Source organism: Streptomyces sp. yr375, from assembly GCF_900110755.1.
Lineage (GTDB): Bacteria > Actinomycetota > Actinomycetes > Streptomycetales > Streptomycetaceae > Streptomyces.
Genome location: NZ_FOFF01000020.1, coordinates 58,575 through 77,753, shown reverse-complemented (window position 1 = coordinate 77,753; position 19,179 = coordinate 58,575). Strand labels below are relative to the sequence as shown.

At 71.1% G+C, this 19,179-nt stretch carries 20 protein-coding genes and 1 pseudogene; 12 read left to right on the top strand and 9 right to left on the bottom strand.

All coding sequences use genetic code 11. The features are described from left to right. Window positions 1-40 precede the first annotated feature (40 nt). Window positions 41-724, top strand: coding sequence for a glycerophosphodiester phosphodiesterase (locus BMZ82_RS20790; protein ID WP_093777919.1), 684 nt, complete (start codon window positions 41-43; stop codon window positions 722-724). A 52-nt stretch (window positions 725-776) separates the two neighbouring features. On the opposite strand, the gene BMZ82_RS20785 is transcribed toward BMZ82_RS20790, so the two are convergent. Next, window positions 777-1,343 carry a GNAT family N-acetyltransferase gene (locus BMZ82_RS20785; protein WP_093778031.1) on the bottom strand — a complete coding sequence of 189 codons (567 nt, stop codon included), beginning with the start codon at window positions 1,341-1,343 and terminating at the stop codon, window positions 777-779. A gap of 140 nt (window positions 1,344-1,483) precedes the next feature. On the opposite strand from BMZ82_RS20785, the gene BMZ82_RS20780 reads away from it, so the two are divergent. Next, on the top strand, window positions 1,484-1,876 hold the full coding sequence (locus BMZ82_RS20780; RefSeq protein ID WP_093777917.1) for a VOC family protein: 393 nt from the start codon (window positions 1,484-1,486) through the stop codon (window positions 1,874-1,876). Here the strand turns inward: BMZ82_RS20780 and BMZ82_RS20775 are convergent. The 3 genes from BMZ82_RS20775 to BMZ82_RS20765 form a co-directional block, all read right to left on the bottom strand. Then, a complete protein-coding gene (locus BMZ82_RS20775) occupies window positions 1,797-3,185 on the bottom strand; it encodes a cation:proton antiporter (protein ID WP_256252025.1) in 1,389 nt (462 codons plus the stop codon). The genes BMZ82_RS20780 and BMZ82_RS20775 overlap by 80 nt on opposite strands. Before the next feature lie 67 nt (window positions 3,186-3,252). Beyond that, complete coding sequence (locus BMZ82_RS20770; protein WP_093777915.1) at window positions 3,253-4,251, bottom strand: ATP-grasp domain-containing protein; 999 nt, start codon at window positions 4,249-4,251, stop codon at window positions 3,253-3,255. Between the two features lie 75 nt (window positions 4,252-4,326). Continuing rightward, on the bottom strand, window positions 4,327-5,196 hold the full coding sequence (locus tag BMZ82_RS20765) for an MDR/zinc-dependent alcohol dehydrogenase-like family protein (protein WP_093777913.1): 870 nt from the start codon (window positions 5,194-5,196) through the stop codon (window positions 4,327-4,329). Between BMZ82_RS20765 and BMZ82_RS20760 the strand changes: the two are divergent. After that, window positions 5,189-5,413, top strand: a pseudogene (locus tag BMZ82_RS20760) (VOC family protein); the annotation flags it as partial. The gene BMZ82_RS20765 and the pseudogene BMZ82_RS20760 sit on opposite strands and share 8 nt — an antisense overlap. Window positions 5,414-5,483: 70 nt before the next feature. On the opposite strand, the gene BMZ82_RS20755 reads toward BMZ82_RS20760, so the two are convergent. Then, complete coding sequence (locus tag BMZ82_RS20755) at window positions 5,484-6,026, bottom strand: MarR family winged helix-turn-helix transcriptional regulator (RefSeq protein ID WP_093778027.1); 543 nt, start codon at window positions 6,024-6,026, stop codon at window positions 5,484-5,486. On the opposite strand from BMZ82_RS20755, the gene BMZ82_RS40775 reads away from it, so the two are divergent. Further along, window positions 5,955-6,350, top strand: coding sequence for a hypothetical protein (locus tag BMZ82_RS40775; RefSeq protein WP_177244576.1), 396 nt, complete (start codon window positions 5,955-5,957; stop codon window positions 6,348-6,350). The genes BMZ82_RS20755 and BMZ82_RS40775 overlap by 72 nt on opposite strands. A gap of 248 nt (window positions 6,351-6,598) precedes the next feature. On the opposite strand, the gene BMZ82_RS20750 is transcribed toward BMZ82_RS40775, so the two are convergent. Continuing rightward, entirely contained in the window at window positions 6,599-8,257 is a 1,659-nt protein-coding gene (locus tag BMZ82_RS20750; RefSeq protein ID WP_093777911.1) for an FUSC family protein, read from the bottom strand. A gap of 203 nt (window positions 8,258-8,460) precedes the next feature. Between BMZ82_RS20750 and BMZ82_RS20745 the strand changes: the two genes are divergently transcribed. The 6 genes from BMZ82_RS20745 (at window position 8,461) to BMZ82_RS20720 (ending at window position 13,337) form a co-directional block, all read left to right on the top strand. Then, on the top strand, window positions 8,461-9,039 hold the full coding sequence (locus BMZ82_RS20745; protein WP_093777909.1) for a DUF5134 domain-containing protein: 579 nt from the start codon (window positions 8,461-8,463) through the stop codon (window positions 9,037-9,039). A 176-nt stretch (window positions 9,040-9,215) separates the two neighbouring features. Further along, on the top strand, window positions 9,216-10,151 hold the full coding sequence (locus BMZ82_RS20740; protein ID WP_093778025.1) for a M56 family metallopeptidase: 936 nt from the start codon (window positions 9,216-9,218) through the stop codon (window positions 10,149-10,151). 80 nt (window positions 10,152-10,231) lie between these two features. After that, window positions 10,232-10,834 (top strand): sugar O-acetyltransferase, encoded by a 603-nt coding sequence (locus tag BMZ82_RS20735; RefSeq protein WP_093777907.1) that lies wholly within the window; start codon window positions 10,232-10,234, stop codon window positions 10,832-10,834. A gap of 63 nt (window positions 10,835-10,897) precedes the next feature. After that, the gene (locus BMZ82_RS20730) at window positions 10,898-11,581 is read left to right on the top strand and encodes a phosphatase PAP2 family protein (RefSeq protein ID WP_093777905.1); all 684 of its coding nucleotides are present in this window, start codon (window positions 10,898-10,900) and stop codon (window positions 11,579-11,581) included. Between the two features lie 90 nt (window positions 11,582-11,671). Next, window positions 11,672-12,388 carry an HAD family hydrolase gene (locus BMZ82_RS20725; protein ID WP_093777903.1) on the top strand — a complete coding sequence of 239 codons (717 nt, stop codon included), beginning with the start codon at window positions 11,672-11,674 and terminating at the stop codon, window positions 12,386-12,388. A gap of 172 nt (window positions 12,389-12,560) precedes the next feature. After that, entirely contained in the window at window positions 12,561-13,337 is a 777-nt protein-coding gene (locus BMZ82_RS20720) for a TetR/AcrR family transcriptional regulator (RefSeq protein WP_093777901.1), read from the top strand. On the opposite strand, the gene BMZ82_RS20715 is transcribed toward BMZ82_RS20720, so the two are convergent. Then, window positions 13,303-14,805: an LVIVD repeat-containing protein gene (locus BMZ82_RS20715; RefSeq protein ID WP_093777899.1), complete on the bottom strand. Its 1,503-nt coding sequence runs from the start codon at window positions 14,803-14,805 to the stop codon at window positions 13,303-13,305. The genes BMZ82_RS20720 and BMZ82_RS20715 overlap by 35 nt on opposite strands. A gap of 193 nt (window positions 14,806-14,998) precedes the next feature. Here BMZ82_RS20715 and BMZ82_RS20710 point away from each other — a divergent pair, with 193 nt between their 5' ends. After that, window positions 14,999-15,637: a DUF305 domain-containing protein gene (locus tag BMZ82_RS20710; RefSeq protein ID WP_256252023.1), complete on the top strand. Its 639-nt coding sequence runs from the start codon at window positions 14,999-15,001 to the stop codon at window positions 15,635-15,637. Window positions 15,638-15,669: 32 nt separating this feature from the next. Here the strand turns inward: BMZ82_RS20710 and BMZ82_RS20705 are convergent, their stop codons facing one another. After that, complete coding sequence (locus BMZ82_RS20705) at window positions 15,670-16,173, bottom strand: DUF6214 family protein (protein ID WP_093777895.1); 504 nt, start codon at window positions 16,171-16,173, stop codon at window positions 15,670-15,672. A 280-nt stretch (window positions 16,174-16,453) separates the two neighbouring features. On the opposite strand from BMZ82_RS20705, the gene BMZ82_RS20700 reads away from it, so the two are divergent. Further along, the gene (locus tag BMZ82_RS20700; RefSeq protein WP_093777893.1) at window positions 16,454-17,797 is read left to right on the top strand and encodes a nucleobase:cation symporter-2 family protein; all 1,344 of its coding nucleotides are present in this window, start codon (window positions 16,454-16,456) and stop codon (window positions 17,795-17,797) included. A 17-nt stretch (window positions 17,798-17,814) separates the two neighbouring features. On the opposite strand, the gene BMZ82_RS20695 is transcribed toward BMZ82_RS20700, so the two are convergent. Continuing rightward, complete coding sequence (locus tag BMZ82_RS20695) at window positions 17,815-19,086, bottom strand: extracellular catalytic domain type 1 short-chain-length polyhydroxyalkanoate depolymerase (RefSeq protein ID WP_093777891.1); 1,272 nt, start codon at window positions 19,084-19,086, stop codon at window positions 17,815-17,817. Window positions 19,087-19,179: the final 93 nt, after the last annotated feature.

The following is a 19,179-nucleotide window of genomic DNA, read 5'->3' as shown; positions in this document are numbered from 1 at the left end:
CGCTCCGCCCACCCCGCCGTCGACGGAAACGAGTCCCGTCTTGAACTTCCTCACCATCGGTCACCGCGGAATCATGGGTGTCGAGCCCGAGAACACCCTGCGCTCCTTCGTCGCCGCCGAGCAGGCCGGTCTCGACGCCATCGAACTCGACCTGCACCTGAGCAAGGACGGCGCGCTGGTGGTCATGCACGACCCCGACGTGGACCGTACGACCGACGGGACCGGGCCCATCGCCGACCAGACCCTCGCCGAGCTGCGCACTCTCGACGCGGGCCGCGGGGAGCGCGTCCCGTTCTTCGAGGAGGTCCTGGACGCCGTACAGCTACCGCTCCAGGCCGAGATCAAGGACGTGCAGGCGGCACGGGCGCTGGCCGAGGTGCTGCGGGCGCGGGACCTGGTGGAACGGGTGGAGGTGTCGTCCTTCCACGACGAGGCCGTCGCCGAGATCACGCGGCTGGTCCCCGGTGTGCGCACCGCGCTCATCGGCAGCCGCTACGGCCTCGACATCGTCGACCGGGCCGTGGACGCGGGCGCGGCGACGGTCTGCCTGAACCTGCGGCGGCTCAACCTGGAGACCGTCGAAGAGGCGCGGAAGCGGGACCTGCGGATCATCGGCTGGGTGGTCAACACGCAGGATCAGCTACGGCTCGTCCGCGCGCTGGAACTGGACGGGGCGACCACCGACTACCCGGAGATCAGGCGTACGGGCCGCTTCACGGCGTGAGCGGGCGTGCGCGGGTGTGCGCGGGCGCGGACGTGCGCGGGTGTACCGGCGCTCAGGTCGCCAGCGGGTTGACCAACGGCTTGACCAGCAGTTCGAACTGAAGGTCGGCGCGCTGCGGGATGCCGAAGCGCTCGTCGCCGTACGGGAAGGGGGTCATGCGTCCCGTACGGCGGTAGCCGCGGCGCTCGTACCAGGCGATGAGGTCGTCGCGTACGGAGATCACGGTCATGTGCATCTCGGTGGCGCCCCAGGCCTCGCGGGCCTGCCGCTCGGCGTGCGCCATGACCGTCTTGCCGAGGCCCGCGCCCTGCACCGTCGGGCTGACCGCGAACATGCCGAAGTAGGCGTGCTCGCCGCGGTGTTCGAGCTGGCAGCAGGCGACGATCCGGCCGTCCTGCTCGACGGCGAGCAGCCGGCTGTCGGGTGCTTCGATGACCGCGAGCACGCCGTCGGGGTCGGTCCGCTGCCCCTGGAGGATGTCCGCCTCGGTCGTCCACCCGGCCCGGCTGGAGTCCCCGCGGTAGGCGGACTCCACGAGCGCGACGAGCGCGTCCACGTCGGCGTGGGTGGCGTCGCGGAAGGTGTGTGCGGGGGCGTGCTCGGGGGCGGCGGTGTCCATCTCCCTGTCGGTGTTCGTGTCCGTGTCGGTGTCCATGCGGGCGTTCTCCGGTTCTCTGACGCGGCGGCAACACGGGCGAGCCTAGCTCTGGCCCGGCATCTGCCGCCTGATCGGCCGGGCAGCCCCTAAGCTCCGGACGCATGGTTCACGTACTCAGCAGCAGGACCCTGCTCCGCCCGACCGACCCCGAGCGCTCCCGGGCCTTCTACGGGGAGCAACTGGGGCTGGCCGTCTACCGCGAGTTCGGTACGGGGGTGGAGCGTGGGGTCGTGTACTTCCTCGGCGGCGGTTTCCTGGAGGTCTCGGGCCGGTCGCCGACCCCGCCGGACCCTGCCGTACGGCTGTGGCTGCAGGTGCCGGACGTCGCGGCGGCGCACGACGAGTTGCGGGCGAAGGGGGTCGACGTCGTCCGAGCGCCGGTGAAGGAGCCGTGGGGGCTGGTCGAGATGTGGATCAAGGATCCGGACGGAACGCCGATCGCCCTGGTGGAGGTCCCGGCGGACCATCCGATCCGGTACCGACCGGGGATCTGAGGGCGCGCTGTCCGCCCTGCGCCTGCTCTGCGTCGCCCGGCCCTGGACCTGGACCTGGACCTGCCGCGTCGGGGGGTTCGGTGGCCGGGCGGGTGCCGTGTCCGAGGGCGGCCACCACGGGAGCGGTGATCGCGGTGGTGAGCAGCGCCATCAGCACCAGCATGGTGAACAGGTCCTGGCCGATGACGCCGAGGTCCAGTCCGATGCCGAGCACGATGAGTTCGGTGAGGCCCCGGCAGTTCATCAACGCGCCCAGGGCGAGCGCCTCGCGTCGGGGGATCCCGCTCAACCGGGCCGCCGCGGCGACGCCTCCCCACTTGCCGACCACGGCCACGACGAGGATGGCGGCGAGCCACAGCCACTCCACCGGATCGGCGGCGAGCAGCCCGAGGTCGGTACGCAGGCCGGTGATCAGGAAGAACAGCGGCAGCAGCAGCGGGACGGCGGCCGACCGCAGCACCGCGACGGCCTGCTCGACCACCGGGTGGCCGCGTGGTGTGACGACGCCGAACATGAACGCGCCGAAGATCGGGTGCACACCGATGCGGTCGGTCACGAACGACGACAGACAGATCCCGCAGAACAGCACCGCGAGCATCGCCGAGGGAGCGACGGCCCACGACCGGAGCACCCTCGCCAGCAGGGGCCGCACCAGCCGTGCCATCACGCCGACGTACAGCAGCACCAGCCCGGCGGCTGTCAGCGAGGCGAGCGGTGTCCCGCCCCGTTCGACGGCGATCACGAGGGTGAGCAGGCACCAGGCGGTGATGTCGTCCACCGCGGCACAGGCCAGGGCGAGACTGCCCAGCCGGGACCGGTGCAGCCCGCGGTCGGTGAGAATCCGCGCCAGGACCGGGAACGCGGTGATGCTCATGGCGACCGCGACGAACAGCACGAACACGACCCGGCCGACCCCGCTGGGCGCCAGCGGCCCGTAGAGGGCCATGCCGAGCGCGCCGCCCAGCAGCAGGGGCACCAGGACACCGGCGTTGCTCACCACGACCGTCACCCGGCCCTGCCCCTTCAGATGCCGGGTGTCCAGGGCGAAGCCGGCGAGGAACATGAAGGCGAGCAGGCCCAGTTGGCCCAGGACATCGAGGTGGTCCAGGACCGCGGGCGGCAGCAGGTAGGCCTGCGCGTGCGGCCACAGCCGGCCGACCAGCGAGGGACCGGCCAGGATGCCAGCGGCGATCTCGCCCACCACGGGTGGCTGGCCGAGGCGGCGCGCCGCCGCGCCGCCTGCCCTGCACACCGCGATGGCGAGCGGCAGGGCGAGCAGCAGGCGGGACATCTCTTCGGCCACGGTCACGGTCGCTTCACTCCTCTCGTTCCTCGCACTCGTCTCGTTTGCCAACTCCTCGCGGAGGGAGGGTGTGTCAGCTCAGGACGGGCTGTTGTCCGAGGTCACCGGCCGGGTCGCGCAGGGCGCTGGTGATGACGTCGGCGTATCTGCCGAAGGCGTTGCCCTCGGGCAACAGGAGGCGGGGAATGGCCAGTTCGCATTCCAGCAGGCGCAGGTCGCCGTTCTCGTCGCGGATGCCGTCGATGCGGCCGAACCACAGGCGGCCGTAGTGCCGTTCGAGGGCGCGGTGGATCTCGGCGCCCCAGGCGTACTCCTCGTCGGTCGGCTGCACGCGGTGGTTGATGCCGCCGAACCGCTCGTGGGCCCACCAGCCGCCGTCCTGCCCGACGGTCTTGCGGACGGCGTGGCTGAATTGGCCACCCAGGAACACCAGGGACAGTTCTCCCTGGTCCAGGACCGACGGCAGGAAGCGCTGCGCGAACAGGTCGTGGGTGGTGAGCAGTTGGCGCAACTGCTCCTCGTACGGCGGTGTGCCGCCACGGGACGCTTCGAGGATGAAGTGGCTGTCGGAGGTGCTGCGACCGGTGCGGGAGATCCTGACGGTCCGCCAGGAACCCGCCGACACCGTGGGTTTGATGACCACGTCGTCCCAGCCGGTGTCGTCCAGCAGCTCCGCTATCCGCAGATCGGTGCCGCGCGGCAGCCAGCGGGTGGGGATGAGGCCGATGCCCGCCTTGTCGGCGAGCAACCGCAGGTAGCGGCCCTTGTCGACGGCGCCCCTGAGCAGGGGCAGGGAGTTGGCCAGGGGGATCGGCCCCTGCGGCAGTTCCCGCAGCACGTCGTGCAGGCGCTCCAGGCGGGCCAGGAAGTCGGGGTCGGTGTGATAGCCCCTGCACATGCGGACGTTGACCAGACCGACCCCGGACCAGTCCACCGCGTCCACGTCGTCCAGGTGCACCAGGTGGGCCCGTACTCCCCGTTCGGCCAGCGCGGCGGCGACACCGCTGTACTCCCGGTGCGGCGACCCCATGCTGAGGTACACCACATCCGTCCTTCCCTGATTCGCGTTCATCGTGGCTCCTGATGACATGTCAAATAAAACTGTTCTTTGGGGAGTTGAGGTCGGTGTATATACGGCACCCGAGGATCAGCGGGTGATGTCCTGCGGGCTGGGCTGCGGAACTCGTCGCGATCGCAGTCTGCGTACGGCGGTGTCGACGCCGTCCCAGGTGTAGGCGGCGGCGAAGGTCGCCATCAGGGCGAGCGGGCGCAGCCGCAGGACCCAGGCCAGACGGGTGTCGGCGGAGATCGGCAGCCGGTCGTAGAGGGTCGCGGTGCCGGGGGGTCGCAGCGCGGCGGGCTGGACGAGGTCGCGACCTCTCATGTCGACATGGTCCGACGCTCGGGCGAACGGCAGCTTCCATACCTTGGGCTGGGGGGCGGTGAGACTCAGCCAACTGGTGAGCGTGGGCAGGCGGACGCCGTTCTCCAGCCGCCAGCGGGCGCGCTCCGCGAGTCGGCCTTGCAGGTGTCGTTGCAGGCGCTGGACGGTTTCCGGAGACAGGAAGGCCCAGTAGGGGGCGCGCGAGTAGAACAGCCGCGTCTCCAGGGCGGTGCGGGCGCGCCGCAGCTCCGGTGTCTCGCGCCCGGTGTCGCCGTCGGTGTCCACGAGCCATCTGGTGAGCTTGGCGCGCGTGCTGCCCATGCCCCAGAAGACCATCATGTCCAGGACGTGCGAGAGCAGGAAGAACCTGGGGTCCTCGATGGCCGGGGTGTACTTCTCGCGGACCATGTTGCGCAGCATGTGCCAGTCCTGGCGGGTGGCCTCGTTGATGCGCCGGATGTACGGCTGGTCCAGCCGGTTGTCCTGGACGTCGCACTGGATGACGTTGGCCAGGTGCCAGCTCGTCACCAGGGCGAGGGCGATGCCCTGGCTGTAGTAGGCGTCGATGATGCTGGCGGCGTCGCCCGCCATGGCGTAGCGGCGCTCGCTGGCGAAGCTGTCGGTCGGCGGCATGATCACGATGGACGAGAAGTTCCCGCCCGAGGTGCCGCCGCACTGGCTGCCGTACTTCGCGGTGGCCGACGTGGACGCGTCCACGCAGACGGCGGTCGGCGCGGGCGGCACCACGCTCATGGAGCCGACGTCGGTACCGGACGGCCCGCGGATCGCCGTACTGCGGGACCCGCCGGGCGCGGTGTTCGGCGTGTACCGCGCGGGAGACGAGGGGTGATCCTCGACGGGTCGGCATGCCTCGGGTCGGTATGCCAACTGCCGTGACGGGTCTGGGGCGTGGGCGGCGCTCAAACCCGCAGCGACCGCATGTGTCCCTCGAGTCGGCTCAGCAACTCGCCCAGTAGATCGGCCAGTTCGTCGAGTCGACCGCCGTCCAGGGCGGACAGTACGGCGCTCTCGTAGGCGAGTTGCTCGGGCAGGATGCCGTCGACGAGGTCACGTCCGGCGTCCGTGAGGCGGAGGTGGGCGACGCGGCGATCGCGGTCGTCGCCGCGGCGCTCCACCAGACCGCGCTCGGTGAGCAGCTTAAGACGCTTGGTGACGGCCGCCCCGGAGGAGAAGGTCTCACGGGCCAGCTCGCCGGGGGTCAGCTCGTGCCCGGTGCGACGCAGCGCGCCGAGCAGGTCGAACTCGGGGCGACTCAGACCGGTCCGCCGCAGAGGCGCGTCCTCGGTCTGCTGAAGGAGGGCGGCGCAGCGGTTCACGCGCCCGATGATCTCCATCGGCCCGGTGTCCAACTCAGGCCGCACGGCCTGCCATTGCCGTACGACAGCCGCGACCGTGTCATTTCGCGTCAGAGGGCCGACACCTGCCTGGTCACTGGGGTCCAGCCGGTCGCCGGGTTCCTGCCTATCGCCGGGTTCCTGCTGGTCGTCTGGCTCCAGCAGGTCGCCAGGTTCTACCTGGTCGCCGCCGTCCGACTGGCCGCCATAATCCGGCCGGCCTCCACGGCCCGGCTGGTCGTCATGGTCCGGCTCGCCGCCACGGTCCGACTGGTCGTCACGGCCCGGCTGGTCAGCGCTGGCCGTCGGGTCGACACTCCCCCGGCCGTCAGCATCCCCCGGTCCGTCGCCGTCCCCCGGTCCGCCTCCGTCGCTCGGTCGGTCAGCGCCGCCCGTTCGGTCGCCGCTCTCCGGGCCAGCGTCTCTGCCTGACCGGGCGCCGCTTTCCGGACCGGCGTGCCTGCCTGACCGGGTGCCATCCCCCGGTCGGTCGCCGTCGGCCGGTTGATCGGCGGCCTCCGAACCGTCGCCGCTGGCCGGCCGGTCACCGTCGCTTGCCCCGTCGCCGCTGGTCTTGGGATCGGGGGTTGCGGCCCGTTTCTGCGGGGCTTCGCCGGTTGTCGGTTGTTCGGATCCTTCCGGTGTCCCGTTCCCGGTCGCCGACCGTCCCTGCGTCGCCGTCATCGCCGCGCGTCCTCCGCTTTCGTACTCGCGTCCCGGTCCAGGACCAGCCCCTGGCGCCGTACCGTCGCCGCGAGCGTACGGTGTCCGGACTGCTCGGCCGTCACGACCCGCTCCCGGGGCGGCACCCGCTGCCACCACTCGCCGGACGCCGCGTCGGCGCTGGCGCGCAGGTCGACGAGCGCGGCGGCGAGGCTGCGGCGGGCGGACTCCAGGGCTCCCGGGGCCGGGCGCGGCTCCGCCAGGACGCGGGCGGCGTGCTCGCGGGCCCGTTCGACGGCCGTCAGGGCACCGGTGAGACGGTCGCCCGCCCTGCGGTTGGTGACGGCGACCGCGGCGACGAAGCCGACCACCGCGCCGACGAGGGTGTCCACGAGCCGCTCGGTGATCAGTCGGCCCGAGTCCTGGACCTGCGCGAACTCGGTGATGAGCAGGGCCATCGGGGTCACGCAGACGCTGCCGAGCCAGTAGTTGCGGCTGATCAGCGCCTCGGCGCCGAAGTTCAGGGCGAGGCAGACCAGGACGAGGGCCGCCCGGTGCACGTGGGCGAGCGGGACGAGCGTTGCGAAAGCGAGGACGCCGACGAGGTTGCCGACGACGCGCTGCACCCCGCGGCTCCAGGTGAGGGTGACGTTCGCCTGGTAGAGGGAGGCGGCGGTGACGAGGGCCCAGTAGGGGCGTCCGACCCCGAGGGCGAGGGCGACGTACCCGGCGAGGGCGCAGCCGAGCACGGTGCGTGCGGCGATCGGGGCGAGGAGGCCGAGTGCGCGGAGACGGTGCCACAACGGCGGTCGGTGGGTGGGGAGTTCGGTGTCGATGCCGAGGAGTTCGGCGTCGTCCACGAGGTCGCCCGGGCTCGGGACCGGGCCGGTGCCGCGTAGGTCGCGGGCCCAGCCGCGCAGCCGGGTCGGGTCGGTGTCGGCGGGGGCCGCGAGGGCGATCTCGGCTCGGACGACGAGACGTTCCAGGGCGCGGCGCGTCTCTCCGGCGCGGGCCGACAGGAGCGTCTGCCAGGCGGCGTGCACCGCGTCGGCCGCGGCGGTACGGGTCCGGTCGTGGCCGTCGCCGGTGCCGTCCGTGGCGGCGTGGGCGGCTGCCGCGTTCAGGGCGTGGGCGGTGGCGCGGCGCTCGGGGCCGTGCGGGCGCGCCAAGCCTGGCGCCATGCCGATCAGCCAGGCCCAGGCGCCCGTGGCGAGGGCCAGTCCCAGATGGCCGGGGACCTGCCCGAGGGTCTGCGGCGCGAACAGCGCGGCGGAGCTGATGAAGGTGAGGACGACGTTGGCGGGCGGGCCGAGGCGGGTCGCGTCGCAGAGTGCCTTCTGCGCCGCCGCGAGGAGGGCGCCGACGGTGACCAGGGCGACGGCGCTGGTGGTGAGCGAGGCCGCGAGCAGGGCGACGCCCAGGCCGACGGTCATGCCCAGCACCACCCGGGCCAGGACGCGGGCGCGGGCCGCATAGGGGCGGTTGTGGGCGTACAGCGCGCACAGGGACCCGGCCATCGTGTACATCGCCAGGTCGAGCCGCCCGAGCGCCAGCAGGATCAGGTTCGGCGGGGCGACCGCGGCGACCACGCTCACGGCGGGCTTGAACCAGATGTCGGAGGGCCGGCCGAGACGCAGCACACCGGTGAGCGGGAGACGTAGGCGTGGACGAGGCATGCTTATTAATTTAACAGGTGTTTTACCTGTGAACGATTTCCTCCTCCCGCCCTCTCCACCTGCCGTGCTCCGTCGAATGCTCCCCGTGTACACCCTTGCGCCCGCGTGCGCGCGGCATGGCGTGGGCATCGCATCCCTCGATCGCGAACGTCGAGTCGCGAACGTCGAGTGTCTAGCGTCGAACGTCGAGCGGGGAGGTGCGCGTGCCCGGACCGGCTTCGCCCGGCTGGCTGCTGGTCGCGCTGTGTGCGGCGACCGGGGCCTACTGCCTGCTGCGGATGCGCAGCGGAGTCGAGGAACAGCGCAGAGCCGCGGGCGGCGAGGCGTTGATGGGCTTCGGGATGGCCGCGATGGCGGTACCCCCGGCGGTGTTCACCCCGCCGGTGTGGGCCTGGCCGGCGTTCGCGGCCGTGTTCGGCGCGGCCGGGCTGCGGGCCCTGTGGGCGGCCCGCACGAGCACCCACCACCTGCACCACCTGGTGGGGACCGGGGCCATGGTCTACATGGCGGCCGTGATGGCCGCCTCACCCTCATCCCCCTCCTCGTCCGCATCCATATCCGCACACGCCCACGAGCACGCGCACGGCGGCGCGGGGATCCCGCTGCTGACGGGTGTGCTGCTGCTGTACTTCACCGGATACGTGCTGCTCTCCGGGGTCCGGCTGCTGCCGGTGGCCGGGGCGGGTGGAGCGGCCGTCGCCTGGAGCGACCGGCCCGAGGTGGCACGCGCCTGCCGACTGTCGATGGGCATCGGGATGCTCGCCATGCTGCTGACGATGTGACCCCAACTCCCGTACGAGCGGCACCAGTCCGCAAGAACCGACCCCCGCCGCGCCCCCTGCCCTCCCCTGTCGACCGCGCCGCCCGGCCGTGATCCACGCCACCTGGACGTGGCCTACGTCACTTCGCCGTAATAAGTCGTACCCCTGAGCGGTACGCCGCTCATAGGGTGCTGTCCATGATGGTCCCCGCGGTCCTGCTGCTGCTCGCTGCCCTGACCGCTGTCGTCACCCCCCGGCTGATCGCCCGGGCCGACTGGCCGGACCGTGAACCGGTGCTCGCCCTGTGGGCGTGGCAGTGCGCGGTGGCGGCGGTCCTGCTGTGCTGTGCGCTGTCGATGACGCTCAGCGCGGCGGCGGCCTGGCACGCGGTGCGCGGGCACGTGTTCGCACCGGCTCCCCAGGGAGTCGTGGAGGCCTACGCGCTGGGTGCGACCGGCCCTTGGGCTGCGGCGACCGCGGTGCTGCTCGCGTGCGGCGGGCTGTGGAGCGGGGCGATGCTCGTACGGGAGGTGCTGCGCAGCCGGGCCCGAGCCCGGTCCCGGCGTGCCGAACTCCGGCTGCGCGCCCCGCTGTTGCCGGGCGAGGAATCGGCGGCGGGTCGGCTGCTCGTACTGGAGGGTGAGCGCCCCGACGCCTGGTGGATGTCCGGCGCGGAGCCCCAACTCGTCGTCACCACCGCCGCGTTGCGACGCCTGAAGGGTCGTCAGCTCGATGCGGTGCTCGCGCACGAGCAGGGGCACGCCCAGGCGCGGCACGACTGGCTGCTGCACTGCTCGACGGCGCTGGCCACCGGCTTCCCGCAGGTACCGGTGTTCGCCGCGTTCCGTGACGAGATGCACCGGCTGGTCGAGTTGTCCGCCGACGACATGGCGTCCCGCCGCTTCGGCCGTCTGACGACCGCGCTGGCACTGGTCGAACTCAACGAGGACCGGGGGGTGTTCGGCCCCTCCGCCGCCCCGCAGTCCCATCTCCCGCAACGCGTCGACCGGTTGCTCACCCCGCCCGACCGGCTCACCGTGGCCCGCAGACTGCGCCTGACGGCGGCGGCCTCGCTCGTACCGGTGATTCCGGTACTGGTGGCACTGGTGCCGGGACTGCACGCGCTGGGTTGAGCACCTCAAACGTGAACGCGCCGTCGACGGCGGCGCGTTGGTCCTGTGCCTGGGTAACTGAGCGAGGGGAAGATGGAGTTGTGACGGGTAGTCACGAGGAAGAAGTCCTGGCCCGGATTGCCAAGGGGCTGGTCTACACCGAGTCGGAAGCGGCCTTCCAGGCCCCTCGGCGCCGCACGGAGCAGATCTTCGAGTACAACCACACGCCACCCTCCGCAGCGGAGAAGCGTCGCTCGCTGCTCGTCGAGATCCTCGGCTCGGTCGGTGAACGCACGGTGCTGCTGCCGCCGTTCCACGCGGGGTTCGGCAGCAACGTCCACATCGGCGACGACTTTTTCGGGAACGTGAACCTGACGTTCGTCGACGACGTGGACATCCGCATAGGCGATGGCGTCATGATCGCTCCCAGCGTGACGCTCACCACGACGGGACACCCGGTTCACCCCTCGCGACGCGTCGACTTCGGGCGGTTCTCCGAGCCGATCGTGATCGAGGACAAGGTGTGGATCGGCAGCAACGTGGTGGTTCTGCCCGGCGTCCGAATCGGATACGGATCGGTCATCGGCGCCGGCAGCGTCGTCAGCCGCGACATTCCCCCGATGTCCGTCGCGCTGGGAACACCCTGCCGGGTGGTCCGCTCCATCACCGACGAGGACCTCACCACACGCGCCGCCGGACACTGACCGACAGTGGCACGAGTACCCCCGGGTTCGCCTCCCGCCCCACCGTTGGGCGAGGATCACCCCATGCACAACCCGCCCGTCGACTCCCCGCCCCGGCCCAGCCTCCACCCCCGTGCCCCGCGCACGGCCCTGTGCAGCGCCCTGGTGCTCGGACTGAGCTCCGTCCTGCTCCTGGTCCTGGTCTGGGCCGAGTGGCATCCCCTGATCTCGCTCGACGGCGGTATCTCCCGCACCACGCACCGCTGGGCCGTCGCCGACCCCGGCGTCACCCAGGTCTGCCGCATCCTGACGGACTGGGTCTGGGACCCCCTGACCATGCGCCTGCTCGGCGCGGCGGTCGCCGGGTGGCTGGTGTGGCGGCACGCGGCCTGGTGGACGGCCGGATGGCTGGTCGTCACGTCGGCGGTCGGCACGCTGATCCAGCAGGGGCTGAAGGCCGCGGTGGGCCGCGCCCGCCCGGTCTGGCCCGACCCGGTCGACTCCGCGCACTACGCCGCGTACCCCTCCGGGCACGCGCTGACCGCGACCGTGATGTTCGGCCTCCTACTGTGGCTGCTGCACCGGCACGGCGTCGGCCCCGTCGTGTGGCGTACGGCGCTGGCGGTGACGGTGGTGTCCGTGGCGGGCGTGGGACTGACCCGGATCTGGCTGGGCGTGCACTGGCCCTCGGACGTCCTGGGCGGCTGGCTGCTCGGCTCGATGCTGGTGGCCCTGGCGATCGCGGCACACCAGCGCCGGCGACCCTGACAGGACCGCCCGGCACCGCCCGGCACCGCCCGGCACCGCCCGGCACCGCACCGATGATGTCGTCCCACCGGGGTTCATAGGATCATCCGCATGACGACCGTGCTGTTCGACTTCTCCGGGACCCTCTTCCGTATCGAGTCCGCGGAGTCCTGGCTGCGGGCCGTGCTGGACGCGGCGGGTGTCGCGTTGCCCGAGTCGGAGTTGCTGGCGAAGGCGGCGGCGCTGGAGACGGCCGGCGCGCTGCCGGGCGGTCCGGCTCCCGTCCGGGTGCCGGACGACCTCGCCGGGGCGTGGCGGGTGCGGGACGAGAGCGCGGCACTGCACCGGGCCGCGTACACCGGCCTGTCCCGTCAGGTGACGCTGCCGGATCCCGCGCTGCACGACGCGCTGTACGACCGGCACCGGACGCCGGCGGCCTGGACCCCGTATCCCGACGCACTGGACGTGCTGAACGGGTTGCGCGGGGGCGGAGTCCGGGTCGGCGTGGTCAGCAACATCGGCTGGGATCTGCGGCCGGTGTTCCGGGAGCACGGCCTCGACCGGTACGTCGACGCGTATGTGCTGTCGTACGAACACGGCGTGCAGAAGCCGGACCCGCGGTTGTTCATGGTCGCCTGCGAGACGCTGGGCGCCGATCCCCGCAGGACCCTGATGGTGGGCGACGACCGGCGGGCGGACGGCGGGGCGGCGGCGCTGGGCTGCGCGGTGCACTTCGTGGACCATCTGCCGACGGACGAACGCCCGCACGGCCTGCGACCAGTGCTGAACCTGGTGGGCAGCGAGGGCCTCAAGGGGCTCGAGGGCTGATCTGCTTCCCGTCGACGGTAGCCTCAGGCCACCATTGCGGGAAAAGCGCGCCCACTCTGGACGATCCCCCGCGTCGCCCAGAGCAGGCGGCAGCCCGGTCCGCTCCGTACGGAGTCGACCGGGACTCCCTGAGTATAGTTGGCTGGCAGCCAGTCAACCCAGGAGTTACAGGATGTGCCCGCGCAGCGCCTCGGTCAATGAAGAATTGCGGCGGCGTTCCCGGGAGCGGCTTCTGCAGGCGGCGGTGGAGCTCGTGAGCGAGCGCGGGTACGAGGCGACGACCCTCGCCGACATCGCGGACCGGGCCGGTTCGGCGCGCGGTCTGGTGTCGTACTACTTCCCCGGCAAGCGGCAGCTCGTGCAGTCGGCGGTGCACCGGCTGATGCACCGCACGCTGGAGGAGGCGCTCGAGCGGGAGCCGCACACCGAGGACGGCCGGGAGCGGATGGCGCGGGCCATCGACGCGATCCTGGGGCTGGCCCGGGACCGTACGGTGCTGATGCGCCAGCACATGGCGGGGCTGCTCCAGGCCGAGGGCTTCGTGCGGTGTCCGGAGCAGCAGCGGCTGGCCGAACTGCTGCGGGACACCGCCACCCGGCACGGGGCGCAGGACCTCGACCACGACTACCCGCTGCTGCGCGCCCAACTGATGGGAGCCGTCTACGCGTTGGTGCTGCCGAACGCGCCCCTGCCGTTCACGACCCTGCGCGCCGAACTGTTCGCGCGCTACCGACTCGACTGGGAGCAGGGGGTCCCGCCGGACGCCGAAGCGCCCGGCGGGAGAGGTGGCGCCGACACCGATCTGTCGCGCTTCTTCGCGACCGACCCGCCGGCCGGAGATCAGCCCTTACGGGACCGGCCTCCCGGGGACCGGCCTCCTGGGGACCAGCCTTCCGGGAATCGGCCCCCGGGGATCAGTCGAAGTAGTCCGGCTGGGTCTGGACGTTGAGCTCGCGCAGGTGGACCCGCTTCGCCGGATCGGTCCGCCGGTCGCTGAGCTTCAGCACGTCGAAGCCCTTGGCGATGTCGTTGGAGTAGATGTAGCCGTTGTAGTAGTACGCCGACCACGAGCCGCCGACCTGTAGTGCGTCCGTGCTGAGCGGACCGCGCTCGAAGTAGGCGATCTCCTTCGGCTGCGACGAGTCGGTGAAGTCCCAGACGGAGACGCCGCCTTGGTACCAGGCCTGGACCATGATGTCCTTGCCCTTGACCGGGATCAGCGAGCCGTTGTGGGCGACGCAGTTCTCCGTGTCCGCCTGGTGGCGCGGGATCTTGTAGTAGCTGCGGAAGACCAGCTTGCGCTTGTCGCCCTTGCCGACGATGTCGTAGATGCCGTCCGCGCCGCGGTCCGGGCCGATGGCCGCGTTGCAGGTGGCCGCACCGCCGCCGCCCAACTCGTCGGTGAAGACGACCTTGTTCGCCTTCTGGTTGAAGGTCGCCGAGTGCCAGAACGCGAAGTTCACGTTGTCCTGGACCCGGTCGATGACCTTCGGGTGCTCAGGGTCCTTGATCGAGAACAGGATGCCGTCGCCCATGCAGGCACCGGCGGCCAGTTCCTTCTCCGGCAGGACGGTGATGTCGTGGCAGCCGGTGGTCTTGGAGACGCCGGGGTTCGTGGGAGCGCCGGGGTTGCCGCCGCCGTCCGGACCCTCACCCGGGAAGAGGACGGGGAAGCCCACGAGCGCGGCCTTCTCCGGTGCGTTGCGCGGCACCTTGATGACCGAGATGCCGTCGTGCGGGGGCTGGCAGTCGGGGTAGGCGGCGTTCGGCGAGTACGAGGAGACGTAGACGTAGACGTTCTTGCGCTCGGGCACCAGGGTGTGGGTGTGCGAGCCGCAGGCGGTCTCCACGGCGGCGACGTACTTCGGGTTCGCCTTGTCGCTGATGTCGAAGACCTTCATGCCCTCCCAGGAGGACTTCTCGGTCACCGGCTGCGTGGTGCTGTTGCAACTGCTGTCGCTGCGCGAGGAGTCGGTCGACAGGAAGAGCAGGTTGCCCGAGACGGAGATGTCGTTCTGCGAGCCGGGGCAGAGCACCTGGGCCACGGTCTTCGGGGACTTCGGGTCGCTGATGTCGAAGATGCGGAAGCCGTCGTAGTTGCCGGCGAAGGCGTACTTGCCCTGGAAGGCCAGGTCCGAGTTGGTGCCGGGCAGGGCCTCCTTGGGGATGTTCGTCAGGTGCTCGATGTTGGCGGAGTGGACGATCTCGTCCTTGCCGGGTATCTCGCCCTCGGCGATCGCCTCGGCCGCCTCGGCCTGGACGCCCTGGGACACCTCGCGCTGCGCGGCCGGGCCGTCCCCCGGGTCGGGGGTCGCGGCCGCCGGTGCCGCCGTCAGGAGCGCGGCCAGGAGTCCGGCACACGCGGCTGCGACTCCCAGCCGTCTGCGGCGTGTTCGGGGATCGTTCAACAGGGTCACTGCATCCTCCCTCGTCGCCGTTCGGACAGGAACGGTTCACGGTGCTCCGAAGTATCGTCTTCATCATGCACATATCAAGGGTTGGCAACGCACTCGTAACGAGTCTTTCTGTTCAGCGGCGCGGCCGGTGATGCGAAGATCCCTACGAGGGCGGGTCCCCCTGTCCCCAACTCAGCCGTCCCAGGAGGTCGTTGTGCTCGTTCGCCGCGTGCCCCTCGCCGCAGCCTCGCTGCTGCTCGCACTCGCCCTCGCGGGCTGCGACTCCGGGGATGACGCCAAGTCCGGTGCGGCGAGCGGGCCTTCGGTGATCGCGCCGGGCAAGCCGGGCGAGGCGAACCGGACCCTCTCCGCCCAGGACGCGGCCGAACAGCGCGTCGACGACGACACGCCCAACTCGGCCGACGTCTCGTACGCGCAGATGATGATCGAGCACCACACCCAGGCACTGGAAATGGCCGAACTGGCCCCGAAACAGGCCCAGTCGACGACCGTCAAGGGGCTCGCCGCGCGGATCGGCGCCGCGCAGGGGCCGGAGATCGAGGCCATGAAGGCCTGGCTCTCGACCTACGGCAAGGAGACGGCGAGCACCGGGCACACGCACACGATGATGCCCGGCATGGCGACCGAGGCACAGCTCACCGAGCTGCGCGCGGCGCACGGCAAGGCGTTCGACGCGCTCTTCCTCACGCTGATGATCACCCACCACGAGGGCGCGCTCACCATGGCAGCGGACGTCAAGGCGAAGGGCAACAACGTGCGGATCGAGGAGATGGCGGACGACGTGGTCGCGCAGCAGACGAGCGAGATCACGCGGATGCGCGGAATGCAGTAGCCGAAGCCCCGTCCGCCTTACAACAGGCCGCGTCAGCGCCGGGCGTGACGTGGTGTCAGATATCCCGCGTCCCGCGCCTGCGCGATCAGTCTGAGCGACCGGCGTCGACTGTGCCCCGTCGCGCACATGACCGCGAGGACGGGGTCCACTCCCTCCCCCTGGGCCGCGCGGTACTCCTGCGCCACCAGCCACCGCCCCTCGACACCGCGCGGCCAGGCGGGGCGGGCACGACGGGGGACGACGGACCCGTCGACGCCGCCCACGTCCGCACCGTCCGCCACATCCTCCGCGCCCTCCGCCTCGGAGCCGTCCCCGTCGCAGTTCTCGAACAGGGGCCCCTCGATCCAGTCCGCGAGCACCGTCAGGTCGACGAGGGACAGGGCCGGCTGGGACCGGATGTCCTCGATGGAGACGCGGCCCTCGCAGACCACGGCGAGCAGTTCGACGCGCGCGCCGTCGGTGAACGCCAGCCGGACGTGGCACCAGGACGTGGCGCCCTCGCCCTCCTGGACCTCCCACGCGGGCCACACGGACACCGTGCCGTCCTCGGCGGAACGATCAGAAAGATTAAGAAACGATGCTTCTAGCACACACGCGACGTAACCACATGATCACTTTCCATACGATCGAACGCGCGCGCACCACGACCGCACAACACCCTGTCAGCGGAGCGGCGGGAGCCGGCCGGGGTCGATGTACGGGACACACGGCGGCAACGTCCGCGAAATCAACAAACTGTTCAAGACTCGTACGGTCTCGTGCAGTGTGATTGTCACCCCCCACCGATCTCGCCCTCGCCGCCGCTCTGGAGTGCCCATGGCTACGACCTCGCCCGTCCATCCCGTCGACGAGGTGCCGCCCGTACGGCAGTTGGCCGCGTTCGGGCTGCAGCACGTGCTCGCGATGTACGCGGGCGCGGTGGCCGTGCCGCTGATCGTGGGCGGTGCGATGAAGTTGTCGCCCGCCGATCTGGCGTACCTGATCACCGCCGACCTGCTGGTGTGCGGCATCGCCACGCTCATCCAGTGCGTGGGCTTCTGGCGGTTCGGCGTGCGGCTGCCGATCATGCAGGGCTGTACGTTCGCGGCGGTGTCGCCGATGGTGCTGATCGGGACGACGGGCGGCGGGCTGCCCGCGATCTACGGCTCGGTGATCGTGGCAGGGCTCGCGATCATGCTGCTGGCGCCCGTGTTCGGCAGGCTGTTGCGCTTCTTCCCGCCGCTCGTCACGGGCACGGTGATCCTGATCATCGGTGTCTCGCTGCTGCCGGTCGCGGGCAACTGGGTTGCGGGCGGGGTGGGTTCGGCGGACTTCGGGGCGCCGAAGAACATCGCGCTGGCCGCGTTCGTGCTCGTGGTGGTGCTGGGTGTGCAGCGGTTCGCGCCGGTGTTCCTGAGCCGGATCGCGGTGCTGATCGGCATCGTGGTGGGGCTCGCGGTCGCCGTACCGTTCGGTTTCACGGACTTCGACGGGGTCGGGGACGCCGACTGGGTCGGGATCAGCACGCCGTTCCACTTCGGCGCGCCCACGTTCGAGGCGTCGGCGATCATCGCGATGCTGGTCGTGGCGCTGGTGACGATGACCGAGACGACCGGCGACCTCATCGCGGTCGGTGAGATGACGGGCCGCGGGATCGAGCGGCGCACCCTGTCCGACGGCCTGCGCGCGGACGGCCTGTCGACCGTCCTCGGCGGTGTCTTCAACACGTTCCCGTACACGGCGTACGCGCAGAACGTCGGCCTGGTGGGCATGACCCGGGTGCGCAGCCGCTGGGTCGTCGCCACCGCGGGCGGCATTCTCGTCCTGCTCGGTCTGCTGCCCAAGCTCGGCGCGGTGGTGGCGGCCGTTCCGGCACCGGTGCTGGGCGGTGCCGGGCTGGTCATGTTCGGGACGGTGGCCGCGAGCGGGGTGCGCACCCTGGCCGGCGTCGTCTTCAAGGACAACCACAACCTGACGGTGGTGGCCGTCTCGGTCGCGATGGGCGTGCTCCCGGTCGGCGTGCCGACGATCTACGAGAAGTTCCCGGACTGGTTCCAGACGGTGATGAACAGCGGCATCAGCGCGGGCTGCGTAACGGCGATCACCCTCAACCTGCTCTTCAACCACCTTCCCGGCCAGAAGTCGTCCAGGAACGACCCTCAAACACCCTCGACGCCTTGAACCATGAAGGGGAAACCTCAACTCTTCGTGCAGACAGCCCCGTTGAGGGTGAAGGCTCCCGGTGCCGCGCTGTTGCCCGTGTGGTTCGCCTGGTAGCCGATGGTGACGCTCGCGCCGGGGGCGAGCGTCGCGTTGTACGTCGCGTTCGTCGCCGTCACCGCTCCGGAGGCCGGTGCGTACGTGGCGCCCCAGCCGTTGGTGATGGTCTGGCCGCTGGGCAGGGTGAAGCCGAGTTGCCAGCCGTTGACCGTGGCGGCGCCGGTGTTGGTGAGGGTCACGGAGGCGGTCAGACCGGTGCTCCAGGCGCTGGTCGTCGCCGTCACCCGGCAACTGCCGGGCTCGGGTTGCGGAGCCGGGCCCGAAGCGTCCAGGCCGAAGAAGGTGAGCGCGCGGGCGGCCATGCCCCAGGCGTACAGGTTGTGGCCGACGCCCTGGAGGCTGATGGCCTCCACCGGGGCCTGGTCACCCGTACCGCCGTACCGGGTACGGGTCCAGCCGGAGGCGGGTGTGTCGGTGGCGGCCGGGGTCTGGCTCACCCCCTGCACATCGGTCCACTGCTTGATCTCCTCGCCGAAGTTGGCGTAGCGCAGCGTGTCGTCCTCGGTGCCGTGCCACACCTGCATCCGCGGCCGGCTCCCGGTGTAGCCGGGGTAGGCCGCACGGACGAGGGCGCCCCACTCCGGCGCGGTGTGGATCACGGTGCCGCCGGAGCAGGCGCTGTTCCACTCGGAGCCGTCGGTGGTGGCGAAGCAGCCGAATGGCACGCCGGAGAAGGCCGCGCCGGCGGCGAACACGTCGGGGTAGTCGCCGAGCAGGACGTTGGTCATCATCGCGCCGGAGGAGATGCCGGTGGCGTAGACGCGGCTGGTGTCGGCGGCGTAGGCCGCGATCACCCAGTCGACCATCGACTTGATGCCTACGGGGTCGCTGCCGCCGCCGCGCCTGAGCGCCTGGGGCGAGGCGACGTCGAAGCACTTGCTGCTGCGCGTGACGGACGGGTAGACGATCACGAACCCGTACTGGTCGGCGAGTTGGGCGTATTCCGTGCCCGTGTACATGTTCGGTCCCGAGCCTCCGCACCAGTGCACGGCCACCAGGACGGCCGGGTGCGCGGTGACGGTGGCCGGTGCGTACACGTACATCTGGAGGTTGCTGGGGTTGGCGCCGAAGCCGGTGACCTCGGTGAGGGTGGCGGCGGGGACCGGCGCGGCGGCCTGGTTCCGGGCGGACGCCTGTGGTCGGGCGGTGGCCGTGGGGGCGGTGAGCAGGGCGGCGGCGAGCAGGAGCATCAGTGCCCCGCACAGCCAACGCAGCGCTCTCGCAGGTGAGTTGGACACGTGCTTGTCCCTTTCTGTAGCGGCTCGGGGGACGTCGTACGTGAG